The sequence below is a fragment of the Thioalkalivibrio sp. AKL12 genome (assembly GCF_000377925.1).
Classification (GTDB): Bacteria; Pseudomonadota; Gammaproteobacteria; order Ectothiorhodospirales; family Ectothiorhodospiraceae; genus Thioalkalivibrio; species Thioalkalivibrio versutus.
In genome coordinates this window covers 95,978-119,297 of record NZ_KB898897.1, presented here as the reverse complement: position 1 = coordinate 119,297, position 23,320 = coordinate 95,978, and the positions used below count along the sequence as shown (strand labels likewise).

18 protein-coding genes are annotated in these 23,320 nt (G+C 65.8%); 10 read left to right on the top strand and 8 right to left on the bottom strand.

The annotated features are described in order from the left end of the window. Positions 1-125: 125 nt before the first annotated feature. A complete protein-coding gene (locus D579_RS0108980; protein ID WP_018937782.1) occupies positions 126-773 on the bottom strand; it encodes an ERCC4 domain-containing protein in 648 nt (215 codons plus the stop codon). A gap of 206 nt (positions 774-979) precedes the next feature. Between D579_RS0108980 and D579_RS0108975 the strand changes: the two genes are divergently transcribed. Next, positions 980-1,351 carry a hypothetical protein gene (locus D579_RS0108975; RefSeq protein ID WP_018937781.1) on the top strand — a complete coding sequence of 124 codons (372 nt, stop codon included), beginning with the start codon at positions 980-982 and terminating at the stop codon, positions 1,349-1,351. A gap of 361 nt (positions 1,352-1,712) precedes the next feature. Here the strand turns inward: D579_RS0108975 and D579_RS0108970 are convergent, their stop codons facing one another. Next, positions 1,713-4,238, bottom strand: coding sequence for an EAL domain-containing protein (locus D579_RS0108970; protein WP_018951781.1), 2,526 nt, complete (start codon positions 4,236-4,238; stop codon positions 1,713-1,715). Positions 4,239-4,567: 329 nt separating this feature from the next. Here D579_RS0108970 and D579_RS0108965 point away from each other — a divergent pair, with 329 nt between their 5' ends. After that, a complete protein-coding gene (locus D579_RS0108965; RefSeq protein ID WP_018951780.1) occupies positions 4,568-5,887 on the top strand; it encodes a DEAD/DEAH box helicase in 1,320 nt (439 codons plus the stop codon). Between the two features lie 763 nt (positions 5,888-6,650). Continuing rightward, positions 6,651-7,880, top strand: a complete 1,230-nt coding sequence (locus D579_RS0108960) for a methyl-accepting chemotaxis protein (protein WP_018145889.1) — start codon at positions 6,651-6,653, stop codon at positions 7,878-7,880. Positions 7,881-7,983: 103 nt separating this feature from the next. On the opposite strand, the gene D579_RS0108955 is transcribed toward D579_RS0108960, so the two are convergent. Then, entirely contained in the window at positions 7,984-9,537 is a 1,554-nt protein-coding gene (locus D579_RS0108955) for a DUF255 domain-containing protein (protein ID WP_018951779.1), read from the bottom strand. A 115-nt stretch (positions 9,538-9,652) separates the two neighbouring features. Between D579_RS0108955 and D579_RS0108950 the strand changes: the two genes are divergently transcribed. The 4 genes from D579_RS0108950 to lysS all read left to right on the top strand — a co-directional run bounded on the left by D579_RS0108950 (position 9,653) and on the right by lysS (position 13,777). Continuing rightward, on the top strand, positions 9,653-10,117 hold the full coding sequence (locus tag D579_RS0108950) for a phosphate-starvation-inducible protein PsiE (RefSeq protein ID WP_018937777.1): 465 nt from the start codon (positions 9,653-9,655) through the stop codon (positions 10,115-10,117). A gap of 170 nt (positions 10,118-10,287) precedes the next feature. Beyond that, on the top strand, positions 10,288-11,076 hold the full coding sequence (locus D579_RS0108945) for a hypothetical protein (RefSeq protein ID WP_018951778.1): 789 nt from the start codon (positions 10,288-10,290) through the stop codon (positions 11,074-11,076). Between the two features lie 87 nt (positions 11,077-11,163). Next, a protein-coding gene (gene prfB, locus D579_RS0108940; RefSeq protein ID WP_155984856.1) for a peptide chain release factor 2 occupies positions 11,164-12,262 on the top strand; the annotation gives its coding sequence in 2 pieces (ribosomal slippage) (positions 11,164-11,235 and positions 11,237-12,262; 1,098 coding nt in all). Positions 12,263-12,286: 24 nt separating this feature from the next. Further along, the gene (lysS, locus tag D579_RS0108935) at positions 12,287-13,777 is read left to right on the top strand and encodes a lysine--tRNA ligase (protein ID WP_018951777.1); all 1,491 of its coding nucleotides are present in this window, start codon (positions 12,287-12,289) and stop codon (positions 13,775-13,777) included. A gap of 64 nt (positions 13,778-13,841) precedes the next feature. Here the strand turns inward: lysS and D579_RS0108930 are convergent, their stop codons facing one another. Both D579_RS0108930 and glgB read right to left on the bottom strand, forming a co-directional pair. Continuing rightward, positions 13,842-14,312, bottom strand: coding sequence for a PepSY domain-containing protein (locus tag D579_RS0108930; protein ID WP_018951776.1), 471 nt, complete (start codon positions 14,310-14,312; stop codon positions 13,842-13,844). Between the two features lie 293 nt (positions 14,313-14,605). After that, positions 14,606-16,819 carry a 1,4-alpha-glucan branching protein GlgB gene (gene glgB / locus D579_RS0108925; RefSeq protein WP_081621407.1) on the bottom strand — a complete coding sequence of 738 codons (2,214 nt, stop codon included), beginning with the start codon at positions 16,817-16,819 and terminating at the stop codon, positions 14,606-14,608. A 98-nt stretch (positions 16,820-16,917) separates the two neighbouring features. Between glgB and glgC the strand changes: the two genes are divergently transcribed. The 3 genes from glgC to malQ are packed head-to-tail and all read left to right on the top strand — an operon-like array spanning position 16,918 to position 21,400. Beyond that, positions 16,918-18,183, top strand: a complete 1,266-nt coding sequence (gene glgC / locus D579_RS0108915; RefSeq protein ID WP_018951773.1) for a glucose-1-phosphate adenylyltransferase — start codon at positions 16,918-16,920, stop codon at positions 18,181-18,183. Then, positions 18,173-19,921 (top strand): glycoside hydrolase family 57 protein, encoded by a 1,749-nt coding sequence (locus D579_RS0108910; RefSeq protein ID WP_018951772.1) that lies wholly within the window; start codon positions 18,173-18,175, stop codon positions 19,919-19,921. The genes glgC and D579_RS0108910 overlap by 11 nt, the downstream gene beginning before the upstream one ends. Before the next feature lie 3 nt (positions 19,922-19,924). Beyond that, positions 19,925-21,400, top strand: coding sequence for a 4-alpha-glucanotransferase (gene malQ / locus D579_RS0108905; RefSeq protein WP_018951771.1), 1,476 nt, complete (start codon positions 19,925-19,927; stop codon positions 21,398-21,400). A 78-nt stretch (positions 21,401-21,478) separates the two neighbouring features. On the opposite strand, the gene D579_RS0108900 is transcribed toward malQ, so the two are convergent. The 3 genes from D579_RS0108900 to D579_RS0108890 form a co-directional block, all read right to left on the bottom strand. Continuing rightward, a complete protein-coding gene (locus tag D579_RS0108900) occupies positions 21,479-22,069 on the bottom strand; it encodes a hypothetical protein (RefSeq protein ID WP_018169586.1) in 591 nt (196 codons plus the stop codon). A gap of 73 nt (positions 22,070-22,142) precedes the next feature. Further along, complete coding sequence (locus D579_RS0108895; protein ID WP_018951770.1) at positions 22,143-22,658, bottom strand: MOSC domain-containing protein; 516 nt, start codon at positions 22,656-22,658, stop codon at positions 22,143-22,145. Further along, on the bottom strand, positions 22,655-23,305 hold the full coding sequence (locus D579_RS0108890; RefSeq protein WP_026289486.1) for a class I SAM-dependent methyltransferase: 651 nt from the start codon (positions 23,303-23,305) through the stop codon (positions 22,655-22,657). Before D579_RS0108890 ends, D579_RS0108895 begins: the two co-directional genes overlap by 4 nt. Positions 23,306-23,320: the final 15 nt, after the last annotated feature.

Here is a 23,320-nt window from a genome sequence, read left to right as displayed (position 1 = left end):
TCGCTGCGCTGCGGCCGGGATGACGGGGTGGCCGGGCCGCATTGCAGGGCTCCCGATGTTGGAGGGGGCTTCGCCTGCAAGCAGGCTCCCACAGAGGGTCGTGCGGCTGGCCGCTCGGGGGGTGTTCAGGTGGTGCGGCTGCCGTAGGTGACGACGGATTCGATGCGTTGGGCGCGTTCTTCGTCGAGGCCGTCGGTCTGGGCGAGGGTGGCGGCGTCGGCGTTGATGATGTCGCGCACGCTGCCGATGTCGCGCAGGAGGTCGCGGGCCTGGTCGGCCTCGACGCCGGGCAGGCCGCTGACGATGAATTCGGCGGCCTTGCGCCGGGTGTCGGGCTTGGTCGGGCGGTCGGACGGGTCCGGCTCGATCTGTGCGTTCAGCCCCAGCAGGTAGATCAGCATGCCGCTGTTGTCGGCATCGGAGCTGGGCAGGACGCTGATGCCGAGGGCGATCGTCAGGTGGGCCAGGGCGCGGTGGATGTCCAGCGCCTGCTGATGGAAACGGGGCTCGTAGAGGTCCCCCTCCACGATGTAGACGACCTGCTGGTAGTTGGCCTTCAGCTTGGCGGCGTTTTCCCACAGACTCTTGTCGACGACACTGAGAACCATATCGGTGGCGGACTTGCGTTCGACCACGACGCCGTTGGGTAGCAGGTAGTCGCCGACGTCGAGGTCGGTGAATTCCAGCTCCACTCCCTCCAGGCGTTCGATGCGCTGAATGATCTTGCCCTGCTCGCGGCGGTCTGCGCGGATCGGCAGGTGAACGTTTTCCATGGGGGGCTCCGGTTGGTTGGCAAACTCAGGGCACTCTAGGGCGTGCCGCGGGCCGCTCCAAATGGCCGGATGGCGGGCGGGGCGGCCCGGTGCACGGGTTGGCGTGCGTGGGCGCCGCACATGGCCTAAAGTCGGGGAGCGTGCCCGGCGGATGGCAACCGTGGGCATGCATGGAAACAACAAAAACAGAAAAGGATGGAGTGCATATGTCGATTCAGATTGCAGTGGTGGGACTTGGCCGGGTGGGCGGCCGCTTCCTGGAGATGTTGCTGGAGTCCGGTCTGCCCGGAATGACGATCTGCGCGGCCTCGGAGCAGGGCGAGACCGAGGGGCGCCGGCTGGCCGAGGCGAAGGGGATCCCGCTGGAGTCGGTCGCGGATCTCGTGGCACGCGGGGATCAGGTGGATGTGATCTTCGATCTGACCGGGCAGCCGCAGGTCCGCCAGGAGCTGCGCGAGGGGATGCAGAACAGCGGTAACCGGCATACCGTGGTGGCGCCGGAGGTGATGGCGCACATGACCTGGGCCATGCTGACCCGCGAGGCCCCGCCGGACGTGCACGGCAGTACGGGGTACTGATTGAGCGCCGCGTCGCCTCGTTCGAAGGTGGGGCGAAGGGCTTGATTCGGTCACGAAAGGCCGCCTTCGGGCGGCCTTTTTGTGTCTGGCTGGCGCGCAGGCGTTGAGAAGTGAGGCGAAACGACACGCGGAATGATTGCTTGCTGGTTCGAGCTGATGGTGGGTGCCTGTCCCCTTGATGTCATCCCGGCCGTAGCGCAGCGCAGAGCCGGGATCTTCGGTGTTGCGGTGGCCGGCCGGCGGATCCCGGATCACCGCTACGCGGTGTCCGGGATGACGGGGTGGGGTTGGGCGGTGTCCGGGATGACGAGGTGTGTGTTGCGTGGTGTCCGGGACGGCGGGGTGGTGTGGAGGGGCCGCTTCAGACCAGGCGCGTCTCCAGGCAGTCGGCGAGGGCGAGTGGCGCCATGGCCCTTGAATGAATCCAGCCCTGGTAGAGGTCGCAGCCGATCGTCCGGAGGAGATCCCGCTGCACCGTGGTCTCGACGCCCTCGGCCACCAGGGTCAGGCCCAGGCTGTGGCCGAGGTGGACGATGGAGCGCAGGATCATGTCGGATTCCGGGTCCTGGCCGATGTCGGCGATGAACGAGCGATCGATCTTGAGCTTGTCGATCGGCAGTGACTTCAGGTAGGCGAGCGAGGAATAGCCGGTCCCGAAATCATCCAGCGATACGCGGATGCCCAGGGCCTTCAGTCCGCGAAGCTGATCGCGGGTGAGTGCGACGTCCGCCATGGCCACGGTCTCGGTGACCTCGATCTCGAGGCGCTCGGGCGGGGCGCCCGTGGCTTCGAGGATCGCGCCGAGGCGCTGGACGAGGTCGTGTTGGCGGAACTGCATCGCCGAGACGTTGATGGCGACCCGGAGCTCGAGACCCGAACGGGACCACTGGGCGAGCTGCTCGCAGGCCTCGGAGATGACCCACTCGCCGAGTGGCAGGATCAGGCCGGTGGCCTCGGCGCTGGTGATAAAACGGGTCGGGGCAACGGGACCAAGCTCGCTGTCGGTCCAGCGGGCCAGAGCCTCGACGCCGATGACGCGATTCGACGCCACGTCCACCAGCGGCTGATAGTGCAATTCGAGGCCGTCGTTCCCGAGCGCCTGCTGGAGGCGTTGTTGCAGGCGTTGCTCTTCGTGCACCTGGGCATCCAGGTGTTGCGAGAAGAAGGCATAGGTGTTGCGTCCGGAGTGCTTGGCCTCGTACATCGCCATATCGGCGTAGCGAACCAGGCTGCGTTCGTCGCGGGCATCGCGCGGAAACAGGGCGATGCCCAGGCTTCCGGTGGAGGTCAGTCTACGGGCCTGTTCGGTCTGGAACGGGCTGGTGAAGATGTCGAGGATGCGCTCGGCAATCGCGCCGATGGCCTGTTCGTCTTCGACGTTGGTCAGCAGGATCATGAACTCGTCGCCGCCGAAACGCCCAATGGTCGCCTCCTGGTCCAGGGCGCCCTGAAGTCGTGCGGCCACGGCCTTCAGCAGCTGGTCGCCCTCGTGATGGCCGAAGGTGTCATTGACCATCTTGAAGTTGTCGAGATCCAGCAGCATGACGGCGATCGGGTGGCCGTGACGTTCGGCCTGGGCGATCCCCTGCGTCAGGCGGTCGTGCAGGAGCCAGCGGTTGGGTAGTTCGGTCAGGCTGTCGTGGGTGGCCTGGTGCTGGATCCGCGCCTCGCGGCGCTGGCGGTCGGTGATGTCGCGGATGAACGCGGTGATGCGGCGGCCTTCGCTGTCGTCGAAAGCATTCAGGCTGATGTCCAGCGGGAACTCGGTGCCGTCGATGCGGCACCCGCGCAGGTGGGGCACCTGCCCCATGGTGCGGCGGTTGATGGTGTGGGCATGTGCCCGCCGGTGTATGCGGTGGCGTTCGCGCAGGCGCTCGGGGACCAGCCGCTCCACCGGTTGCCCGATCAATTGCTGGCGTGGATAGCCGAACAGGCGTTCGATGTTGCGATTGGCCATCACGATACGGCCGTCCATGTCGGTGACCAGCACGCCGTCGGGGGCCGTCTCCACCAGTTGCTGGTAACGCTGCTCGCGCATCTCGATATCGCGGTGGGCCTGGTGCAGGCGCTGGAGGGGCGAGCGTACGCTTTCCAGGAACAGGCCCTGGTAGATCAGGAGATACGCCGCGAGCTTGTACAAATGGCCGAGTACAAACGGGGTGTCCGTCAGGTCTTCGTAGAACATGAAGAACATCCCGCTGCCGATGCTCATGACCATGGCGGCGGCGACCAGGGGCATGCCCGGACGTTGCAGGAGCTCACGGCGCAGGGCGAGCAGGGCCAGGGTGGCCAGGTGCAGGCCGATCACCAGCGCCTCCAGCCCCATCTTGATGGGCGTGAGCCCGCTGACCGGGTCGAACAGGAGCGGGATGATCTCCGCATGCCAAAGTCCGATCCACGCCAGCAAGGCGACCAGCAGAAGGCTCCCGACCAGGTAGACAAGACGGGGTGGACCGTCGCTTTGCGAGACCATGGGCAGGGCCACGTAGGCGAGCAATGCCGCGGCCGCGACCAGGCGCGCGGCCAGCCAGAACAACAAGGTCTGTTGTGACGAGTTCGGGGTGATGAAATCCGGCATGGCCGGATAGGTCATCAGGTGCAGGAAATCAAGCAACGCGACCGCCAGGAAGGCGCACGCCAGCAGCAGAGAAGCGGCCACGCGGCGGCGGTCGATTACGTGGTAGCCCACCGCGAATACCAGTACGGCCACAACCACCGCGAACAACTCCGCGCCCGTGTGGAAGGCGGTCAGGTGCTCGCGGGGCAGGATCCGCGGCAGCTCCACCCCGAGCATCCAGATCGCCAGCGGTAACAGCAGTAGCGCCAGCAGAACGCCGGAGGCGAGGGCAATATGTTGCCGCAGGTACCGATCGGAACCCGAAATCATCGGGCTCTAAGTGCACACATTGTTGGACAACTCCCCTGGACGCATCCTTATGGGCGGGTCGCGTCGGCCTGACCGTTGCTGCGTGGGCATCGGTTTCTTTGAAAATGAAGCTAGCGGATATTCCCGCACAAAACAAATATATATCCGATGGGGTATGGAGCGGTGTCTTTTCATTGACAAAAGGCGTATAGTGCCCGGATCGAACGCCCCGCCCGTCAGCGTCCGTTCATTTGATCCAGAGCCTTCCGGCTCGCAGTGATCCCCCTGATTTCGTTTCCCCCGATGGGTGCTCTGTGTTGAACGAGTGGCGGGTGGCGTTGGAGCATTCCATGACTGATACGACCTTTGCCGACCTCGGGTTGGCCGATACCCTTTTGCGTGCGCTGGAAACCTCCGGGTACCAGCACCCGACCCCGATCCAGGCCCAGGCCATCCCGGAAGTCCTGAAGGGAGGCGACCTGCTGGCCGCCGCCCAGACCGGCACCGGCAAGACGGCCGGCTTCACCCTGCCGATCCTGCAGCGCCTTTCCACCTCGGATGCGCCGCAGGCCGGCAATGGCCGCCCGCGTTGCCTGGTGCTGACCCCGACCCGCGAGCTGGCTGCGCAGGTTCACGAATCCGTGAAGACCTACGGACGCAATCTCAAGATGCGTTCGATGACGATCTTTGGCGGTGTGAACATGAACCCGCAGATCAAGGCCCTGCGTGATCGCATGGACATCGTGGTGGCGACGCCGGGGCGTCTGCTAGATCACGCCAATCAGAAGACCATCGACCTGTCCGGTGTCGAGATCCTGGTACTCGACGAGGCCGATCGCATGCTCGACATGGGCTTCATCCGTGACATCAAGAAGCTGATTGCGATGATGCCGAAGAACCGCCAGAACCTGATGTTCTCGGCGACCTTCTCCGACGAGATCCGCAAGCTGGCCAACGGCCTGCTGAACAACCCGGCGGAGATCGACATCGCGCCGCGCAACACGACCGCCGAGGGCGTGAAGCAAAGCGTGCACCTGGTCGAGACCAGCCAGAAGCGCGAGCTGCTGAGCCACCTGATCCGCACCAACAAATGGGAACAGGTGCTGGTGTTTACCCGCACCAAGCATGGCGCCAATCGCCTGGCCGAGAAGCTGTCGAAGGATGGCGTGCGCTCCGAGGCGATCCACGGCAACAAGAGCCAGGCGGCGCGTACCAAGGCGCTGAAGCAGTTCAAGTCCGGCCAGGTGCCGGTCCTGGTAGCCACGGATATCGCTGCGCGCGGGCTCGACATCGACCAGCTGCCGCAGGTCGTCAATTTTGAGCTGCCGAACGTGCCGGAGGACTACGTGCATCGCATCGGTCGCACCGGGCGTGCCGGCTCCGACGGCGCCGCGCTGTCGCTGGTGGACGGTGAGGAGATCAAGCTGCTGAAGGGCATCGAACGCCTGATTCAGCGCCCGATCGACCGTATCGAAACCGAGGGCTTCGCCACGCCGAAGCCGGCTGCCAATGACGGCAACGGCAATCGCCGTGGTGGTCCGGGTGGCAAGCCGGGCGGAGGCGCCCGTAGTGGCGCCCCGCGCAACGGTCGCGGTGGCAAGCCCGGTGGGGGTCGCGGCGGCAACGGTCGCCCGTCCGCCAACGGCAACCGCGCGGCTCGCAGCCGGTAAGCGGACCCGCTAACGCAGTACCGCGAACCCGCGGTCCCGAGTCTCGGGCCCGCGGGTTTTTTGTGTATGGGTATCGGGGGTGAGGCGAGTGCCTGCTCAAGGGCTTTATTCACCACGAAGCGCACGAAGAAGGTCAAGGCCAAAGGCCTATCAACGCAGAGGACACAGAGAAAGGACGAATTCTGTTGCCGCTGGCCCGACCGCTGAAACCAAGCGAGCCCCCTGCTTCAAGTTGAAAGCCTTTCCATCCTCTCCGTGAACTCCGTGTCCTCTGTGGCGCAATCGCCCTTGATCTTCTTCGTGTCTTCATGCGCTTCGTGGTGAGACGATTTCCTGATTAGCGATAAGAGTCAGCCAGTGCCGGGGGGCCTTTGGGGGGGCGTGCATGGCCCGCCCCGGGGCACTTGGATCCAGGCCTTGTTGGGGATGTCACCATCGCGGAGCGCCTTACCCCTGCCTGGTCATCCCGGCCGGAGCGAAGCGAAGAGCCGGGATCTCCCCCGTCGGGGCAACCCCCAACCGCAGAGATCCCGGATAACCGCTACGCGGTTTCCGGGATGACCAGGCTGGGGGCGGCTGGAAACCCGGGCCGGCACGGTCATTGGGCCTGGCTGATGATTGTTGCTAATCAGGAGCGATTTTTGGCTTGTGGTGGGACCTGGGGTTGACCCGGATCAAGACGATAGGGGCGGGGCGGATGGATACTGTGTCGGGCTCAAGACCGGGACCGGCTGGTCGTTAAGGGACGGAAAGGAGGGCGTCGATGAAGATTGGACCGTTGGGTGGGCTGCGACTGAAGCTGATTATCCTGGTGATCGTGGTGAGCACCGTGCCGTTGTCCATCATGGGCGGCGTGACCTTCCACACCATGAAGGGTGATCTGGCCGCGGGTGTGGACGCGGCGCTGGTGACCCAGTTGTGGTGGCTGCTGTGGGTGCTGTGGATCGTCGCGTTCGTGGTGGCGCTGGGTATTGGCTGGTTCTACGCCAATGTGCTGACGCGCCCCATGGAGCGCCTGGCCGAGGGGCTGGAGGCGATCGGCGAGGGCCGAGCGGATCTCGGGCACCGAGTGGAGGTGACGACCGACGACGAGATCGGGCGCACCGGCGCGGCCTTCAACACGGTGATGGGCCGGCTTTCCGGGCTCATTCGCCAGGTTGCCGACGCGGCGGACGGGATTGCCGCCTCGGCGCGCCAGCTGGATGGGCGCAGCAATGAACTGACGCGTGCCACCCACGAACAGCGCGGTGATGTGGAGCAGGTGGTCACGGCGATGAACCAGATGTCTGCCACGGTGCAGGAGGTCGCCAACAACACGCAGAGCACGGCCGAGAGCGCGGGGCAGGCGACGCGTGCGGCGGAAGGCGGGCGCACCGTGGTGCAGGCGACCCAGGGTGCGATCAACACGCTGGCCGGCGAGATTCGTCAGGCGAACAATGTGATCGTGGAGCTGAAAGGGGACAGCGACAACATCGGCACGATCCTGCAGGTGATCGAGGAGATCGCCGAGAAGACCAACCTGCTGGCGCTCAACGCGGCCATCGAGGCGGCGCGGGCCGGCGAGGCCGGGCGGGGCTTCGCGGTGGTGGCGGACGAAGTGCGCCACCTGGCGCAGCGCACGAACGACTCGACCGGGGAGATCCGCGAGATCATTCAGCGCCTGCAGGGCGGGGCTACCCGTGCGGTGCAGGCGATGGAGGTCAGCCAGCAGCATGCGGAGACCTCCGTGGCGAAGGCGGGCGAGGCCGGCGAGACCCTGGAGTACATCCACGACTCGGTGACCGCCATCGACGACATGACCCGCCAGGTGGCCAGCGCGACCGAGGAGCAAAGCCAGGTGGCGGAAGAGATCAACCGCAATATCCACCACATCAACGATATTGCCGTGCGCAATGCCGACGGGGCGAACGAGATGCAGCAGGCGGTGGAGGCGCTGGAGGCCCTGGCGCAGCAGCTACAGGGCGAGGTTGCGGGGTTCCGTCAACAGGCGTAACGGCCGAGGCAGGCACCGCGCAGGTTCGGCTCGCCATCCTGGGAAACCGGGGGTGGTGTGGTGTGACGCCGGATAAGCGACCGCAAGGCCTTGCAACGGGGCTTCAGAAGCCCCGGCGCAGGGCGTCGAAGCCCAGAGCGAGGTCGTCGGGGTCGGCACCGGGCTCGATGCGCAGGCGTTCGCGCACCATGTTGCGATCGATGTGGGATTCCTCGATGGCGGCGTCCGGCAGGCGGTAGAGCCACCAGGCCAGCGCCGCCTGGGTGCGGGTCTCCGACCAGGGTTCCAGATCGGTGCCGATCCGCTCGGCGTGGGCGCCCAGCTCCTCGTTGAAGAACGGTTCCAGCCGGTCCAGTGCCGCGAGCGGGTCGGGCATCTCCGGTCGCTCGCCGTCCAGTGCCTCCGTGGCGCGCGCCAGCTCCTGGCGGGCGATCTCCGGCCAGATCTGCGAGGGCAGGTAGCCCTCCATCGCCGGGCGACCCGCCGCGGTGATGCCGTGCAGGTAGCCCTGTTCGGTCTGCAGGTAGCGATCCAGCGCCCGAAGGGCCTCGTGTGCCCACTCCAGTGTGTCCCTGTCTTCCAGCACTCGCGCCATGTTGGCGAGGGCGGCGATCGCCTGGCCCGAGGTGTCGGCGTAGGTGTTGCGGTCGATCTGCGGCGGGTCGGTTTGCGTGCGCGTCTCCGGGTCCAGCTGGTAGTAGTCGCGGTCGGCGTACTGGCTGTTGCCGAAGCGCAGCTGGCGGCTGTCCCACAGGTGGTCTTGCAGGTAGTCGCGGATGCCGCGGGCGATCTCGGCGTAACGCTCGTCGCCGGTGGTGTCATGGGCCTCGGAGAACAGCCACAGGAACGCCGCGTTCTGGTCCAGGCGCTTGGAGGTCTCAAGTGCCAGGACGGGGTCGCGCTGGTCCGGATCGTGAAAGAAGAAGAAGCCGCCTTCGACCTCGTCGTAGAGGTCCTCCGCGATCTGGTCGAGGAGCCCGGGCATGCGATCCCGCCACCCTTCGGCGGTGAGCAGGAAGCGATAGGTCCAGGGCTGCGGGCGCTTGCTGAGGGTGCCGAAGGTGGCGCTGCCGCTCAGGCGGTCGGCGCGGGCATCGTAGACCTCGTCGAGCATCTCCATGAAGGCTTCAAGATCGTCGATCGCGGCATCGTCCGGCGTGATCTCGCGACCGGTGACCGAGAACATGTCCCGCTGGGCCACCAGGATGCTCTGCAGGTCGCGGGCATTCACGTGACCGGTAAAGCGGGTCAGCATCTCGTCCTCGTGATTCACGATGACCACGAAGGGCAGGCCGCGGCCACCGTAGCGCCGGAACAGATCCGCACGTTCGTCCAGATCGACCAGGACCGGGATGTAGTGCTGGTCGATGGTGTCCACCACGTCGGGGTTCTCCAGGGACTCGTCCTGGAAGTCGCGGCACCAGGTGCACCACTGGCCGTGAAAATAAAAGAAGATGGGCCGCTCGCGTGCCTCGGATTCCTCGAAAAGCTGGCTGTCCCAGTCCTGCCAAGAGATCGCGGAATCGGCGGGGTAGTCCTCCGCGGCGGCCGGCAGCGCGAGCAACAGCAGGACGAGTCCCGCGCCGAGTCCGCATGCGGCGGACCACTGGATGCGGCGTATGGCGGGCAGCTTCTTGATGTCGACGGATCGAGTCATGGCGGGTGCTTCAGATCGTTGTGTCTATTGGTATAGACCAATGGGAGAATTGAGCGTTCGTGCCCGGGGCGGGTGGTAGGATGGCCGGACTTATTGGGGCAATTCTGGTGAATGCATGAACGTCGAACGCGCCGGGCGCCGCGCCCTGCATCATGTCGAAGTGGCCGTGCTGGTGGTGATCGCCGTCGCCACCGTGATCGCGATCCTGCAGGAGATCGCCACCATGGTCTCGGCGATGTGGGTGGGGTTGGCCGACCTGCTGTTGCTGTTCATCTTTCTTGAGGTGCTGGCGATGGTCGGGATCTACTTGCGTTCCGGGCGTCTCCCGGTACGCCTGCCGATCTACATCGCGATCGTCGCGCTGGCGCGTTACGTGATCATCGACATGAAGGACATGGACGTATGGGAGCTGATCGCGGTGACGGCCGGGGTCCTGATTCTGGCGGGCGCAGTGTTGGTGCTTCGCTACGGGCATGTCCGGCTCCCGTATGACGACGAAGGTCGCATGACGCCGGGGATCGAGGACGATCCGGCGAAGGAGCGCGACGTGCCGAAGGGGCGCTACGGGTCCGATCGATGACACGGCCGGGTGCAAGCCGGCGGGTGATTCACCTGTTGCCCGGCCTGTGGGGAGCGCCCGAGGGCGCGGTGGCCGTTGCCCCTCCGCTCTCTGTGCGACGTCTGGCGCGCTGGCTCGGACGGGCGCGGAGCGGGGTCAGCGGCACGGAAGCACCAGGGTGGGAGGCCGCGTTGGCCGAGCGGCTCGGATACCGGCCAACCGATTCCGGCTGGCGAACCTGGCTGGTCCAGCCGGTGCAGCTGACTGCGGGGATGAAGGACCTGGTGGCCTATCCGGTGGAGCCGGTGTCGGAGGCCGAGCGCGAGGCCTTGTGGTCGGCTGCACAGCCGGAACTGGAGGCGGCCGGGGCGACCTTGGCGCTGAGTGAAGACGGTTTGTGGGAGATGCGGATGGACGCCGAGGGCGATGCGTCGGGCTCGCCACCGTCGATCGGCATGGGGCGCGCCATGGTGGCGCCGTCGATGCAGGGCGATGTAGCTCGGCGCCTGCAGGTACTGGCCAACGCCTTGCAGATGGCCTGGTTCCAGCACCCGGTGAATCTGGCGCGCGAGCGGGAGGGGCGTGGGGCCGTGCATGGCCTCTGGCCCTGGTCGCCCGGGCATCCCGGTGGCCCAACGAGTGTGGGCCGTGTGTGTGGCGGCGGTGTGGTCGCGCACTGGCTGGCGCGGGGTGCCGGCATCGACTGGGCAGCCGACCCGGCGGCCGACCCGGCGGAATCCGGCGATACCGTGGTCGTCGTCGAGGCACTGGAGGCGGCCCCGTCGCTCGAGCGCCGGCTCGAGCTTCTGGAGTCGGTTGCCGACGACGTGGTGGCACCGAAGCTGCGGGCTCTGCTCCGTGGCGGCCTGGGCGCGCTGGAATTTGTTGATCCGCAATCCACGGCCGGGTCGGGCGCCGGCGCCCTGGTGCTGGAACGCCGCGACGCGCTGGCGTTCTGGCGCCGTCCCCGCCGGCCCTGAAGCCGCTGTCGGGTGTTATACTGCCCGGCTTTTCTCGCCACGTGATCGAACCTGCCGTGCGCGCCACGGCACCCGACGGAAACTGCCATGGAACTGAACGCGCTGTATTCCCTGATCGATGACCTGAAAGGCCGCCTGGAAGGCCTTAGGGGGTATCTTTGACTACCCTGCCAAGGAAGAACGGCTAGAGGAAGTCCAGCGCGAGCTGGAGCAGAACCCGGATATCTGGAACGACCCGGAGCAGGCCCAGGCGCTGAACAAGGAGCGGGCCCAGCTTGAGGGCGTGGTGGTCAACATCCGCGAGATCGGCACCCAGCTGGATGAAAGCCGGGACCTGCTGGAGATGGCCGAGGCGGATGGCGACGAGGAGACGGCGGCGTCAGTCGAGGCCGATGTGGAGGCGCTGACCGCGCGTATCGAGGGCCTGGAGTTTCGCCGCATGTTCTCCGGCGATATGGACGAGGCCAACGCCTATCTCGATATCCAGGCCGGTTCCGGGGGCACAGAGGCCCAGGACTGGGCCAACATCCTGCTGCGCATGTACCTGCGCTGGGCCGAGCACAAGGGTTTCAAGGCGGAGGTCACCGAGCTCTCCGAGGGCGAGACCGCCGGGATCAAGAGTGCGACCGTGCACATCCAGGGCGAGTACGCCTTCGGCTGGCTGCGCACCGAGACCGGCGTGCACCGGCTGGTGCGCAAGTCGCCGTTTGATTCCGGCAACCGCCGGCATACCTCGTTCGCGTCGGTGTTCGCCTCCCCGGAGATCGACGAGAACTTCGAGATCGAGATCAATCCGGCCGATCTGCGGGTCGATACCTATCGCTCCTCCGGCGCCGGTGGTCAGCACGTGAACACCACCGACTCGGCGGTGCGCATTACCCACGTCCCGACCGGAGTGGTGGCGGCGTGTCAGGCCGGGCGTTCGCAGCACAAGAACCGCGAGATGGCGATGAACCAGCTGCGCGCCAAGCTGTACGAGCGCGAGTTGCAGGAGCGCAATGCCGAGAAGCAGGCGGTGGAGGACACCAAGTCCGACATCGGCTGGGGCAGCCAGATCCGCTCCTACGTGCTGGATCAGTCGCGGATCAAGGATCTGCGCACCGGCGTGGAGGTCGGGAACACCCAGGGTGTGCTCGACGGCGACCTCGACCCCTTTATTGAAGCCAGTCTCAAGAGTGGCTTGTAAGTCTATCTATTGCATGGATTTCTGATGACCGAAACCACTGACGAGAACAAGCTGATCGCGCAGCGCCGCAGCAAGCTGAACGAGCTGCGCGCGGCCGGTCCGGCGTTCCCCAACGATTTCCGTCGCGATGCGCTGGCGGGTGCGCTGCACGCCGCGCACGACGAAACCGAAGGCGAGGCGCTGGAGGCCCGGGGGATTCGCGTGACGGTTGCCGGGCGCATGGTCGGCAAGCGCGTGATGGGCAAGGCAAGCTTCATCCGCCTGCGTGATCAGTCGGGCGACATCCAGTTGTTCGCGCAGCGCGACAGCCTGCCGGAGGGCGTGTACCCGGCGTTCAAGCAGTGGGATCTGGGCGATATCGTCGGTGGCCAGGGCACGCTGTTCAAGACCAAAACTGGGGAATTGACGGTCCAACTCGACGAGCTGCGTCTGCTGACCAAGAGCCTGCGTCCGCTGCCGGAGAAGTTCCACGGCCTGACCGATCAGGAACAGCGGTATCGCCAGCGCTACGTGGACCTGATCACCAGCCTGGACAGCCGCGAGCTGTTCCGCACCCGTACCCGGATCGTGCGCTACATCCGCGAGTACTTCGAGGATCAGGATTTCATCGAGGTGGAGACCCCGATGATGCAGGTGATCCCGGGCGGGGCGACCGCGCGGCCGTTCACCACCCACCACAACGCGCTGGATATGCCGCTGTACCTGCGCGTCGCGCCGGAGCTGTATCTCAAGCGCCTGGTGGTCGGCGGCTTCGAGAAGGTCTTCGAGATCAACCGCAATTTCCGCAACGAGGGGTTGTCCACGCGGCACAACCCCGAGTTCACCATGCTCGAGTTCTACGAGGCGTTCGTGGACTACCGCGTGCTGATGGATCGCACCGAGACCCTGTTGCGCGGGCTGTGCGAGGACGTGCTGGGCACGACCACCATTGAGTACCAGGGCGAGAGCTACGATTTTGGCAAGCCGTTCACCCGCATGAGCGTGCGCGAGGCGATCCTGGCCCACAATGCCGAGATCGCGGACGCCGACCTGGACGATATCGAGAAGGTGCGCGCGCACTGCGAGCGCCTGGAGATCCCGATCAAGCCGAGCTTCGGTCTGGGCAAGCTGTGGACCGAGATCTTCGAGTACACCGCCGAGAACCAGCTGCGTCACCCGACCTTTATTACCGCCTATCCGACCGAGGTCTCGCCACTGGCGCGGCGCAACGACGATGACCCGTTCGTCACCGATCGCTTCGAGTTGTTTGTCGGCGGGCGCGAGATCGCGAACGGCTTCTCCGAGCTGAACGATCCGGAAGACCAGGCCGAGCGCTTCCGCGCCCAGGTCGCGGAGAAGGACGCCGGTGACGACGAGGCGATGCACTTTGACGCCGACTACATCCGCGCGCTGGAGTACGGCCTGCCGCCGACCGCCGGGGAGGGCATTGGCATCGACCGCCTGGTGATGCTGCTGACCGACAGCGCGTCGATTCGCGACGTGCTGCTGTTTCCGCACCTGCGCCCGGAGGCCTGAACCCTCGCACGTCGGTCATGCCGACCGGGCTCGGTTCGAGGGCGGCGAAGGGGGCAGCGTTTCGTCAGTCGCGTTCGAGTGACAGCAGCGTAAAATCTTCGCCATCGAGTCGGATGTTCAGCTCGTCGCCGTCTTCGGTGATGCCCTCGATCTCGATGACGCCGTCGTCTTCGAACTCGATCTCCTTGAAGCGGAGCATGCCGTGATCCCGCGCGACGGCCGCTGAGCGGAGAATCATCTGGGCGGTCATGCCCGCCGCGTGATCGGGGTCGCGTACGCGTTCTTCGCGAAGCAGATCACCATCCAGATTAAACCGGGTCTCCATGCGCAGTTGTGCGTCGTCCCAGCCCTTGAGGACGAATTCCCGGTCACTTTCTGCCTCCAGTTCCTCGAAGGTCTCGAAACCGTGTTCCTGGCCGATGTCGACGATGGCCTCTATCGACTCGAGCGGGATGGTGTCGGACTGACCCGGGCTACACGCGGCAAGAAGAAGGAGGGCCGGGGCAGCGGCAAGCGAGAGAAGGCGAAGATTCATGAGTTCGAGACCTGATAGGGCGTTGGGGCCGATACAGGCGAGTTTAGTTCTACGAATGCAAGGCAGCCAGCGCGCGTCAGGGAAAATGCACATTCATCAGCGTCTCCCTGGGTTCGATCGCGCTTGAGTTTCAGGATTGGGAAGCCCTCGATACTCAGTTTGATCTCGATTTCCGCGTCCCGCGAAGTCTCGTTCTCGAGCTCGTTGGCGTTCCAGCCTTCCAATTCAAAGCGAGGGGCACCCTCGTCCACTCGATCTCTTTTGGGTATCGATGTAGACGAGGCACCTTGAAGTCAGTCTCCGACCGGTTCCAGCAGCAGTGCCGCGAGCGGCGGGAGGTGCAGATAGAGCGTGGCGGGATGGCCGTGACGTTCGATCGGCTCGGCGTAGGCTTCTGCCGGGCCGCGTGAGCCTCCGCCGTAGACCTCCGCATCCGTGTTCAGGGTGACCCGCCAGCGCCCGGCATGCGGTGCGGGTACCGGATAAGCCGCGCGTTCCATGGGCGTCAGGTTCAGCACCACGACCACCTGGCGTCCCTGATGGTCACGGCGGACAAAGCTGATCGTGGAGTGCGCGGCGTCGTCGCAGTCCAGCCAGTCGAAGCCGTCCGGCTCGAATTCGCGGGCGTGCAGGGCCGGGTCTTCGCGGTACACCCGGTTCAGGTCGCGCACCAGATTCTGCAGGCCCTGGTGCAGGGGGTACTGCAGCACGTACCAGTCCAGCTCGCGATCCTCGGACCATTCGGGGCCCTGGCCGAACTCCTGGCCCATGAACAGCAGCTTCTTGCCGGGGTAGAGCCACTGCCAGCTGTAGAGTAGGCGCAGGTTGGCGTGCTGCTCCCACTCGTTGCCGGGCATGCGCCCGCGCAGGCTGCGTTTTCCGTGCACCACCTCGTCGTGCGAGAACGGCAGGACGAAGTTCTCGCTGTAGGCGTAGAGCTGGCCGAAGGTGAGCTGGCCATGGTGGTGGGTGCGGTAGATCGGGTCCATGCCGAAATAGGTCAGGGTGTCGTGCATCCAGCCCATGTTCCACTTCATGGTGAAGCCCAGCCCGCCCATGGACGGTGGGCGGCTGACACCCGGCCAGGCGGTCGATTCCTCGGCGATCATGGCGACGCCGGGGTGGCTGGTCTGGACGGTCTCGTTCAGGTGGCGCAGGAAGTCGATCGCCTCGAGGTTCTCGTTGCCGCCGTGGATGTTGGGCAGCCAGTCCTCGCCTTCGCGGTCGTAGTCGCGGTAGAGCATGGAGGCGACGGCGTCCACGCGCAGGCCGTCGAGGTGGAAGTCCTCGACCCAGCACAGGGCGCTGGAGAGCAGGAAGTTGCGGACCTCGGGGCGCGAGTAGTTGAAGATTAGCGTGCCCCAACCCCGGTGTTCGCCAATGCGCGGATCGGCGTGTTCGTACAGCGCGGTGCCGTCGAAGCGCGCCAGCGCGAACTCGTCGCGCGGGAAGTGGCCGGGGACCCAGTCGAGCAGTACGCCCAGCCCGGCCTGGTGGGCCTGGTCAACCAGGTAGCGAAAGTCGTCGGCGGTGCCGAAGCGCGAGGTGGGGGCGAAAAAGCCCGTGCTCTGGTAACCCCAGGAGCCGTCGAACGGGTGTTCGGTGATCGGCAGCAGCTCGAGGTGGGTGAAGCCCATGTCGCGCGCATAGGGCACCAGGCGCTCGGCCAGTTCGCGGTAGTTGGGCCATTCGCCCTCGGGGCTGCGCTGCCAGGAGCCCAGGTGCACCTCGTAGATGCTCATGGGCCGGTGCTTCCAGGCCTCGGGGTCGCGATTGCGCATCCACTGGTCGTCGTGCCAGGTGTAGTCGCTGGCCGGCTGGATGCGCGCGGCGGTCTCGGGCCGCATCTGGTAGGCGCGGGCGTACGGGTCGGTCTTCAGGTGGAGGCTGCCATGCTCGCGGTTGCGGATCTCGAACTTGTACAGCGTCTCGGTAGCCAGGCCTGGGATAAAGAGCTCCCATATGCCGCTGCCGGGGTGGACGGTCATCGGGTGGCAGCGGCCGTCCCAGCGGTTGAAGTCGCCGACCACTGCGACGCGCTCGGCGCTGGGGGCCCAGACAGCGAAACGCACGCCCTCGACGCCGTTACGCGTGAGCGGATGGGCACCCAGCATGCGGTGGGCATGCCAGTGGCGCCCCTCGGCGAACAGGTGGCGGTCGAAGTCCGGAAGGTCGGGGGCGAAAGACCAAGGGTCAACGTGGTGTAATGTCTCCGTGCCACCCTCGGGGGTCCAGTGCAGTGTCGGGTGCTCGGGGAGCTCGTCACCCGCGCCCTGCCACAGAAACAAGCCCGGAAAGCCGGGTGCCGCCATCAGAGGTTGTACCCGGTCGTCAGAAAGCGTGATGGAGGCCTCATTTGCGTGCGGCAGCCAGGCACGGTAGCAGACCGTTTGTTGATCCAGCGCATGGTGTCCCAGGACGCTATGGGGATCATGGAGCCGAGCCTCGGTCAGGCGTGCTAACGGGTCATCGACGGAACGGGTGCATTTGTCGGGGGCTGTTGCCATACTCGGATCCAACTCGCGTTTCAGATGTGGGATGTGGAACGACGGGGTTCGGGTTCAGTGTTTCCCCTAGTACAACACGACTAAGCAAGGAAGGGTGCATGACTCCGCAACCGCAACGCTACGTTAGCCGCCTGACCCGGGAGACCCTGGCCCTGATCCTGGCCGGCGGGCGCGGCTCGCGACTGAAACAACTGACGCTGTGGCGGGCCAAGCCGGCCGTGCCCTTTGGCGGCAAGTTCCGAATTATCGATTTCCCCCTGTCCAACTGCATCAACTCGGGCATCCGTCAGGTGGCGGTGGTGACCCAGTACAAGGCGCACTCGCTGATCCAGCACATGCAGCGCGGCTGGAGCTTCCTGCGCGGGGAATTCGGCGAGTTCATCGAGCTGCTGCCGGCACAACAGCGCATCGAGACCTCCTGGTATGCGGGAACGGCCGATGCGGTCTACCAGAACATCGACATTATCCGGCAGCACAATCCGAGCTACGTACTGATCCTGGCCGGGGACCACATCTACAAGATGGACTACGGCCAGATGATCGCCTTCCATGTGGAGAGCGGCGCGGACATGACCGTGGGCTGCCTGGAGGTCGAGCAAGAGCGCGCCAAGGCCTTCGGGGTGATGGGCGTGGATGCCGCCAGCCGGATTACCTCGTTTGCCGAGAAGCCGGAGGACCCGGCGCTGATCCCCGGTAGCAAGACCCACTCGCTGGCCTCCATGGGGATCTACGTGATCAATACCGAATTCCTGTTCGAGCAGCTGATCAAGGATGCGGACGACACCTTTTCCAGCCACGACTTCGGCAAGGACATCATTCCCGGCATCATCGAGCGAAACCAGGTGATGGCCTACCCGTTCCGCGACGAGCAGGGCGTACGCCAGGGCTACTGGCGTGATGTGGGGACCATCGACTCGTACTGGCAGGCCAACCTGGAGCTGATCGGCGTGACCCCGGAACTCAACCTGTACGATTCGGAATGGCCGATCTGGACCTACCAGGAACAGCTGCCGCCGGCCAAGTTCGTGTTCGACGACGAGGACCGGCGCGGCATGGCGATCGACTCCATGGTCTCCGGCGGCTGCATCATTTCCGGCAGTACCGTGCGCCACTCGCTGCTGTTCTCCAACGTGCAGGTGAACGCCTGCGCCACGGTCGAGGACTCGGTGATTCTGCCGAGCGTGACCATTGGCGAAAACTGCGTGATCCGCAATGCGGTGATCGACAAGGGGTGCAAGGTCCCGGACGGGACCGAGATCGGGGTGGATGACGAGGCCGATGCCCGCGACTACTTCGTCTCTCCGGGCGGAGTGCGCGTGGTCACGCCCGAAATGCTGGGCCAGGCCACTCATCATGTCCGCTGAATCCGGCAGTACCACCGCGCTCGCCACCCAGCCGCCGCAGCTCGATGTGGTGTTGTGCTGGCACATGCATCAGCCGCAATACTACGACTCGGGCGCGGGTGAGTACGTGTTGCCGTGGACCTACCTGCACGCATTGAAGGACTACACCGACATGGCCGCGCACCTGGAGGCCTGCCCCCAGGCGCGCGCGGTGGTGAACTTCGCCCCGATCCTGCTGGAGCAGATCGCCGATTACGGCGAGCGGCTGGAGGCCGGTATTGGCGACCGCTCGAGCTTTGGCGATCCGGTGCTGGACCTGTTGCAGATGGACATCGTGCCGGTGGACCCGGTGCAGCGCCGCGAGATCCTGCGGGTGTGCCTGCGGGCGCATGCCCCGCGCATGATCGAGCCGTTTCCGCTGTTCGAGCGCCTGGCGGCCCTGGCGCGCCAGGCGCTGGAGGATCCGGTGCTGTTGGCGCACCTGGATAACCGCTATTTCCAGGATCTGGCGACGTGCTACCACCTGGCCTGGCTGGGCGAAACCGTGCGCCGGGCCTATCCCGAGGTGCAGGGCTGGCTGAAAGTCACGACCGCATTTAATCGTGATGTCCGGGGCCGGCTGCTGAAGCTGATCCGTGACGAGGTGAAGGCGATCCTGCCACGCTATCGTGAGCTGGCGCAGCAGGGGCGGGTGGAGCTGTCGTTTACCCCGTATGCCCACCCGATCATGCCGTTGCTGCTGGATCTGGATTCCGCTCGCGATGCGATGCCGGATATCGCCCTGCCGCAGGCCCCGGTCTACCCGGATGGCGAGGCCCGCGTGCGCTGGCACATCGAACGTGGGCTGGAGGTGTTCGAGCAGTATTTCGGTTTTCGCCCGCGTGGCTGCTGGCCGTCGGAGGGGGGCATCAGCGAGGCGACCGTGCGCCTGCTGGATGACTACGATATCTGCTGGACGGCCAGTGGGCAGACCGTGCTGGGTAACAGCCTGGCCGCAGCCGGTCAGACGGCCGAATCCAACACCGGATCGGCGGAACAGGAGGGCTGGCTGCACCGCCCGTATCGGTTGGCGGACGCCAAAACCGAGCTGTTTTTCCGTGATGACGGGCTGTCCGATGCCATCGGTTTTCGTTATGCCGACTGGCATGCCGACGACGCAGTCGGCGATTTCGTCCATCACCTGGAGAACATTGCCGCGGTCTCGCCCGAGGGTGGCGTGGTGGCGGTGATCCTGGATGGCGAGAACGCCTGGGAATACTACCCGGACAACGGCTTCCATTTCCTGCGGGCGTTGTATGAGCGCCTGGCGGAAAACCCGCGACTGAACCTGTGCACCTTCTCCGACGTGTGCCAGCGCAGCGGGCCGCGCGCGGATCGCGGCGAGCTGCCGGGCATGGTGGCCGGGTCCTGGGTCTACGGGACCTTCTCCACCTGGATCGGTGATCCCGACAAGAACCTCGGCTGGGACCGCCTGATCGAGGCCTGGACGGCGGTGGATCAGGCGATCGCGCGGCGCCCTGCGCTGGATACGCCGCAGTTGCGCAAGCAGTTGGCGGTGTGCGAGGGCTCGGACTGGTGCTGGTGGTTCGGGGAATACAACCCGGCCGGGTCGGTCAGCGACTTCGAACAGCTCTACCGCCGTCACCTGGCACGGCTGTACCAGCTGGCGGACCTTGAAGTGCCCGAGTCACTGGGCGAGGTGCTGTCGGTCGGGGGTGGTGATCCCGCCGCTGGCGGCACCATGCGCAAGGGACAGTAGTCCATGGAGGCGGGTGAAGAGCACTGTAATCCGCTGATGCAGCGCCGCCGGGCCGGCATTTTGCTGCATCCGGTCTCACTGCCGGGCCCGGGTCCGGTGGGGACGCTCGGGCAGGAGGCCTTCCGGTTTCTGGACTGGGCACGGGATGCCGGATTCAGCCTGTGGCAGATCCTGCCGTTGCATCCGCCGCAGGAGGACGGTTCGCCCTACGCCAGTATCTCGGCCTTCGCCGGAGATGTGCGCCTGATTGACCCGCAACGGTTGGCTGAACGGGCGGGCCTGGACGCAGGCGACGAGCCGGTCGTAACCCTGTTGGAACAAGCGCGGCAGCGGCTGGACCAGGCGGGCGAGGGCTGGGCGCAGGCCTACCAGGCCTTCCTTGATGCCCAGGGTCCGGTCTGGCTGGATGATTTTGCCCGTTTCGTAGTCATCTGCGGCCGCGAGGACGGCCGCCCCTGGTGGGAATGGCCGACCCCACTGCGCGATCGCGATCCGGCCACCCTGGCGGCCCTGGAGGCCGAAGCGGGCCAGGCCCTGGAGGCCGTGCGCTTCGCCCAGTTCGTCCTGTTCGACCAGTGGCAGGATGTACGCGAGCATGCACGCAAGCAGGACATTCTGATCCTCGGCGACATGCCGATCTTCGTGGCCCACGACTCGGCCGAGGTCTGGGCCCACCGCGACCTGTTCGACCTCGACGCCACGGGGCATCCGCAGACCGTGGCCGGCGTGCCGCCGGATTACTTCTCCGAGACCGGGCAGCGCTGGGGCAATCCGCATTACCGCTGGGATCGTCTTGCCGAGCGCGGATACGACTGGTGGGTGGAGCGCATGCGCTGGACGCTGGAGACAGTGGATGCCGTGCGCATCGACCACTTCCGCGGCTTCGAGGCGAGCTGGGCGGTGCCGGCGAGCGAGCCGGATGCGACTCAGGGCCACTGGGTCCCGGGGCCGGGTGCCGACTTCTTCGAGCAATTGCAGGCCCGCCTGGGCGCGTTGCCGCTGCTGGCGGAGGACCTGGGCGTGATCACGCCGGAGGTCACCGAACTGCGCCTGCGCTTCGATCTGCCGGGCATGCGCATCCTGCAGTTCGCCTTCGAAGGAGGGGAGGACAACCCCTACCTGCCGGCGAATCACGATGAACTGAGTGCGGTGTATACCGGGACCCATGACAACGACACCACGCTGGGCTGGTTTCGTTCCCTGGAGCCGGCCATGCAGGAGCATGTGATCGGGACACTGGATGAGGGCCCGGCCGAGGAGATGCCCTGGCCGCTGATTCGTGCGGCCTGTCGTTCACCGGCCCAGCTTGCGATCCTGCCGATGCAGGACGCCCTGCACCTGGGATCGGAGGCGCGCATGAACACCCCCGGCACAGTCGGTAACGGCAACTGGAGCTGGCGCTTTGGCTGGAACCAGCTGCCCGATGGACAGACCGAGGCGCTGCGTGCGCTGGCGCAGGAGACGGGTCGCCTCGACTGACGGTCCGGCCCGGACATGAAAAAAGCCCGGTCCCTTTGCAGGGGCCGGGCTTTCTTTGTTAGCGGGCTGGTTGCGCGATTAGCGCATCATGCCGCCCTGACCACCCTGTTGCTGCTGCATCTGTTGCTGCATTTGCTGCATGCGCTCGATCACGTCGTCGATATCGGCGTTTTCCTGGCGCATGGCGGCCATCAGGTCTTCACGCAGGGATTCCTGCGCCTGACGAATTTCCTGGTCTTCCGCGACGGCCTGCTGTGCTTCCTGCAGGTTCATCTGCGCCTGCTGCACGTCTTCGGACTGAATGACTTCCTGACGTTGCTCCGCGCTCAGATCGGGGTCGCGCAGCTGCTCTTCGGCGGATTCGAGGGTCTCCAGATCCCGGCGCGGCTGGTAGCCGGCGGCCTCCATCTTGTCCAGCACCAGGTTCTCCAGTTCTTCACCCTTCTGTTCCAGCTGGGGGTTGTTCTCGATGGCCTGCTGCTGGGTCTCGGCGAGGGTCTGCTGGAGCTGCTGCATCTCCATCTGCGGGTTGCCGCCCTGGCCACCCTGCATGCCCATGCCGCCCTGACCTTGCCCCTGGCCCATGCCCTGGGCGATGGCGAGTGGGCTGGCCAGCGCGAGCGCGGCGGCGGCAATCAGTCCGGCGAGGGACTGGGAACGAATCTTCATAAAGTTTCTCCTCGTGAATACACGTACATCGTAGTCAATGGCACTTAACCCCAGCTTAACAAGCGTGGCCGGATCATGCGGGCCCGCCCGGGTGCCAGCTCACCCGGTCGCCGACGCGCAGGATCCCGGAATGCGCGACTTCAAGGCAAATCCCGCTGTCGAGACCGAGGGCTCGTGCGAGGTTGTCGCCCACTAACTGGTTGAGATACCCACAGGGCGGGCGTGGCCGTCCGATCTTCAGGACCGCCTCTCCGATCCGAAGAAAGCCACTCTGGCGGGGTATGCGGTACCAGTCGGAGACCACGAGGTTGCGGCGGTGTTCCCCGGGGGCGATCGGGCGGCCGCGGCGCTGTGACGCCCGTTGCAGTTCCGGGGCCGTGATCAGTGTGACCGGGCAGCTCTCGACCGCATGCCAGTGCCCGCGATGGGTGGCGTAGCGATCGCCCCGGAGTCCACTGCCGGCGATGGCTTCGATGGACTCGACCGAATCCATTGGGTCGCCCGCCGCGGCACAGACGTGGATTGCCTGCAGGTGCGCGACGGGCAGACCGAACCACTCCGGGCGCCAGGCACGCAGTCGGTGGATCATTGCGGGAGGTCTCCTGTGCGGCTGAACAGGGCGATATCGGGGGCAGGCAGGTCCAGTGTGCATCCCAGGCGGGTGGCAATCCACTGGAGTGTGGCCGGGCCGTAGAAGGCGACATGGGTGGGGTCGCGGCGATAGTGCCAGCGACGAAAGCCGGCCGCCGCAGGTGGCCATTCGGTCATCACGGCCAGGACCCCGCCGGGGCGCAGTCCCGCGACCATGGTTCCCAGCGTGTTCAGGGGCGCGTGCAGGTGTTCCAGGACCTCGGTGCAGGTAAGGATGTCCCAGCCGTCGTCGGGCGGATCGGGTTGTGCGGGGGCAAAGGCCGGGTCCCAGAACGCCATCGTGTAGCCCCGGTCTTGGAGCAACCCGGCGAGCACGGGTTGCGGACCGCAACCCCAGTCGAGTCCGTGGGCCGGGGGTGGCCGCGCCTTGACCAATGGTTCGATCAGTCGCTGCAGGTGGGCGCGGTAGCCGGGATCATCCGGCCGGTTCTCGTGGGTCTGGTAGTACGCCCTCTCCACCTCGCGGCGGGGCCAGGCGTTGCGTTCCAGCGCGATCACGCCGCAATGCTGACAGCGGCGATAGTCTCCGGGCGAGGCGTCGCCGATGCCGCGGTGGTGAAACGGCCGGGTGGACTGCCCGCACAACGGACAGGCGTCCGG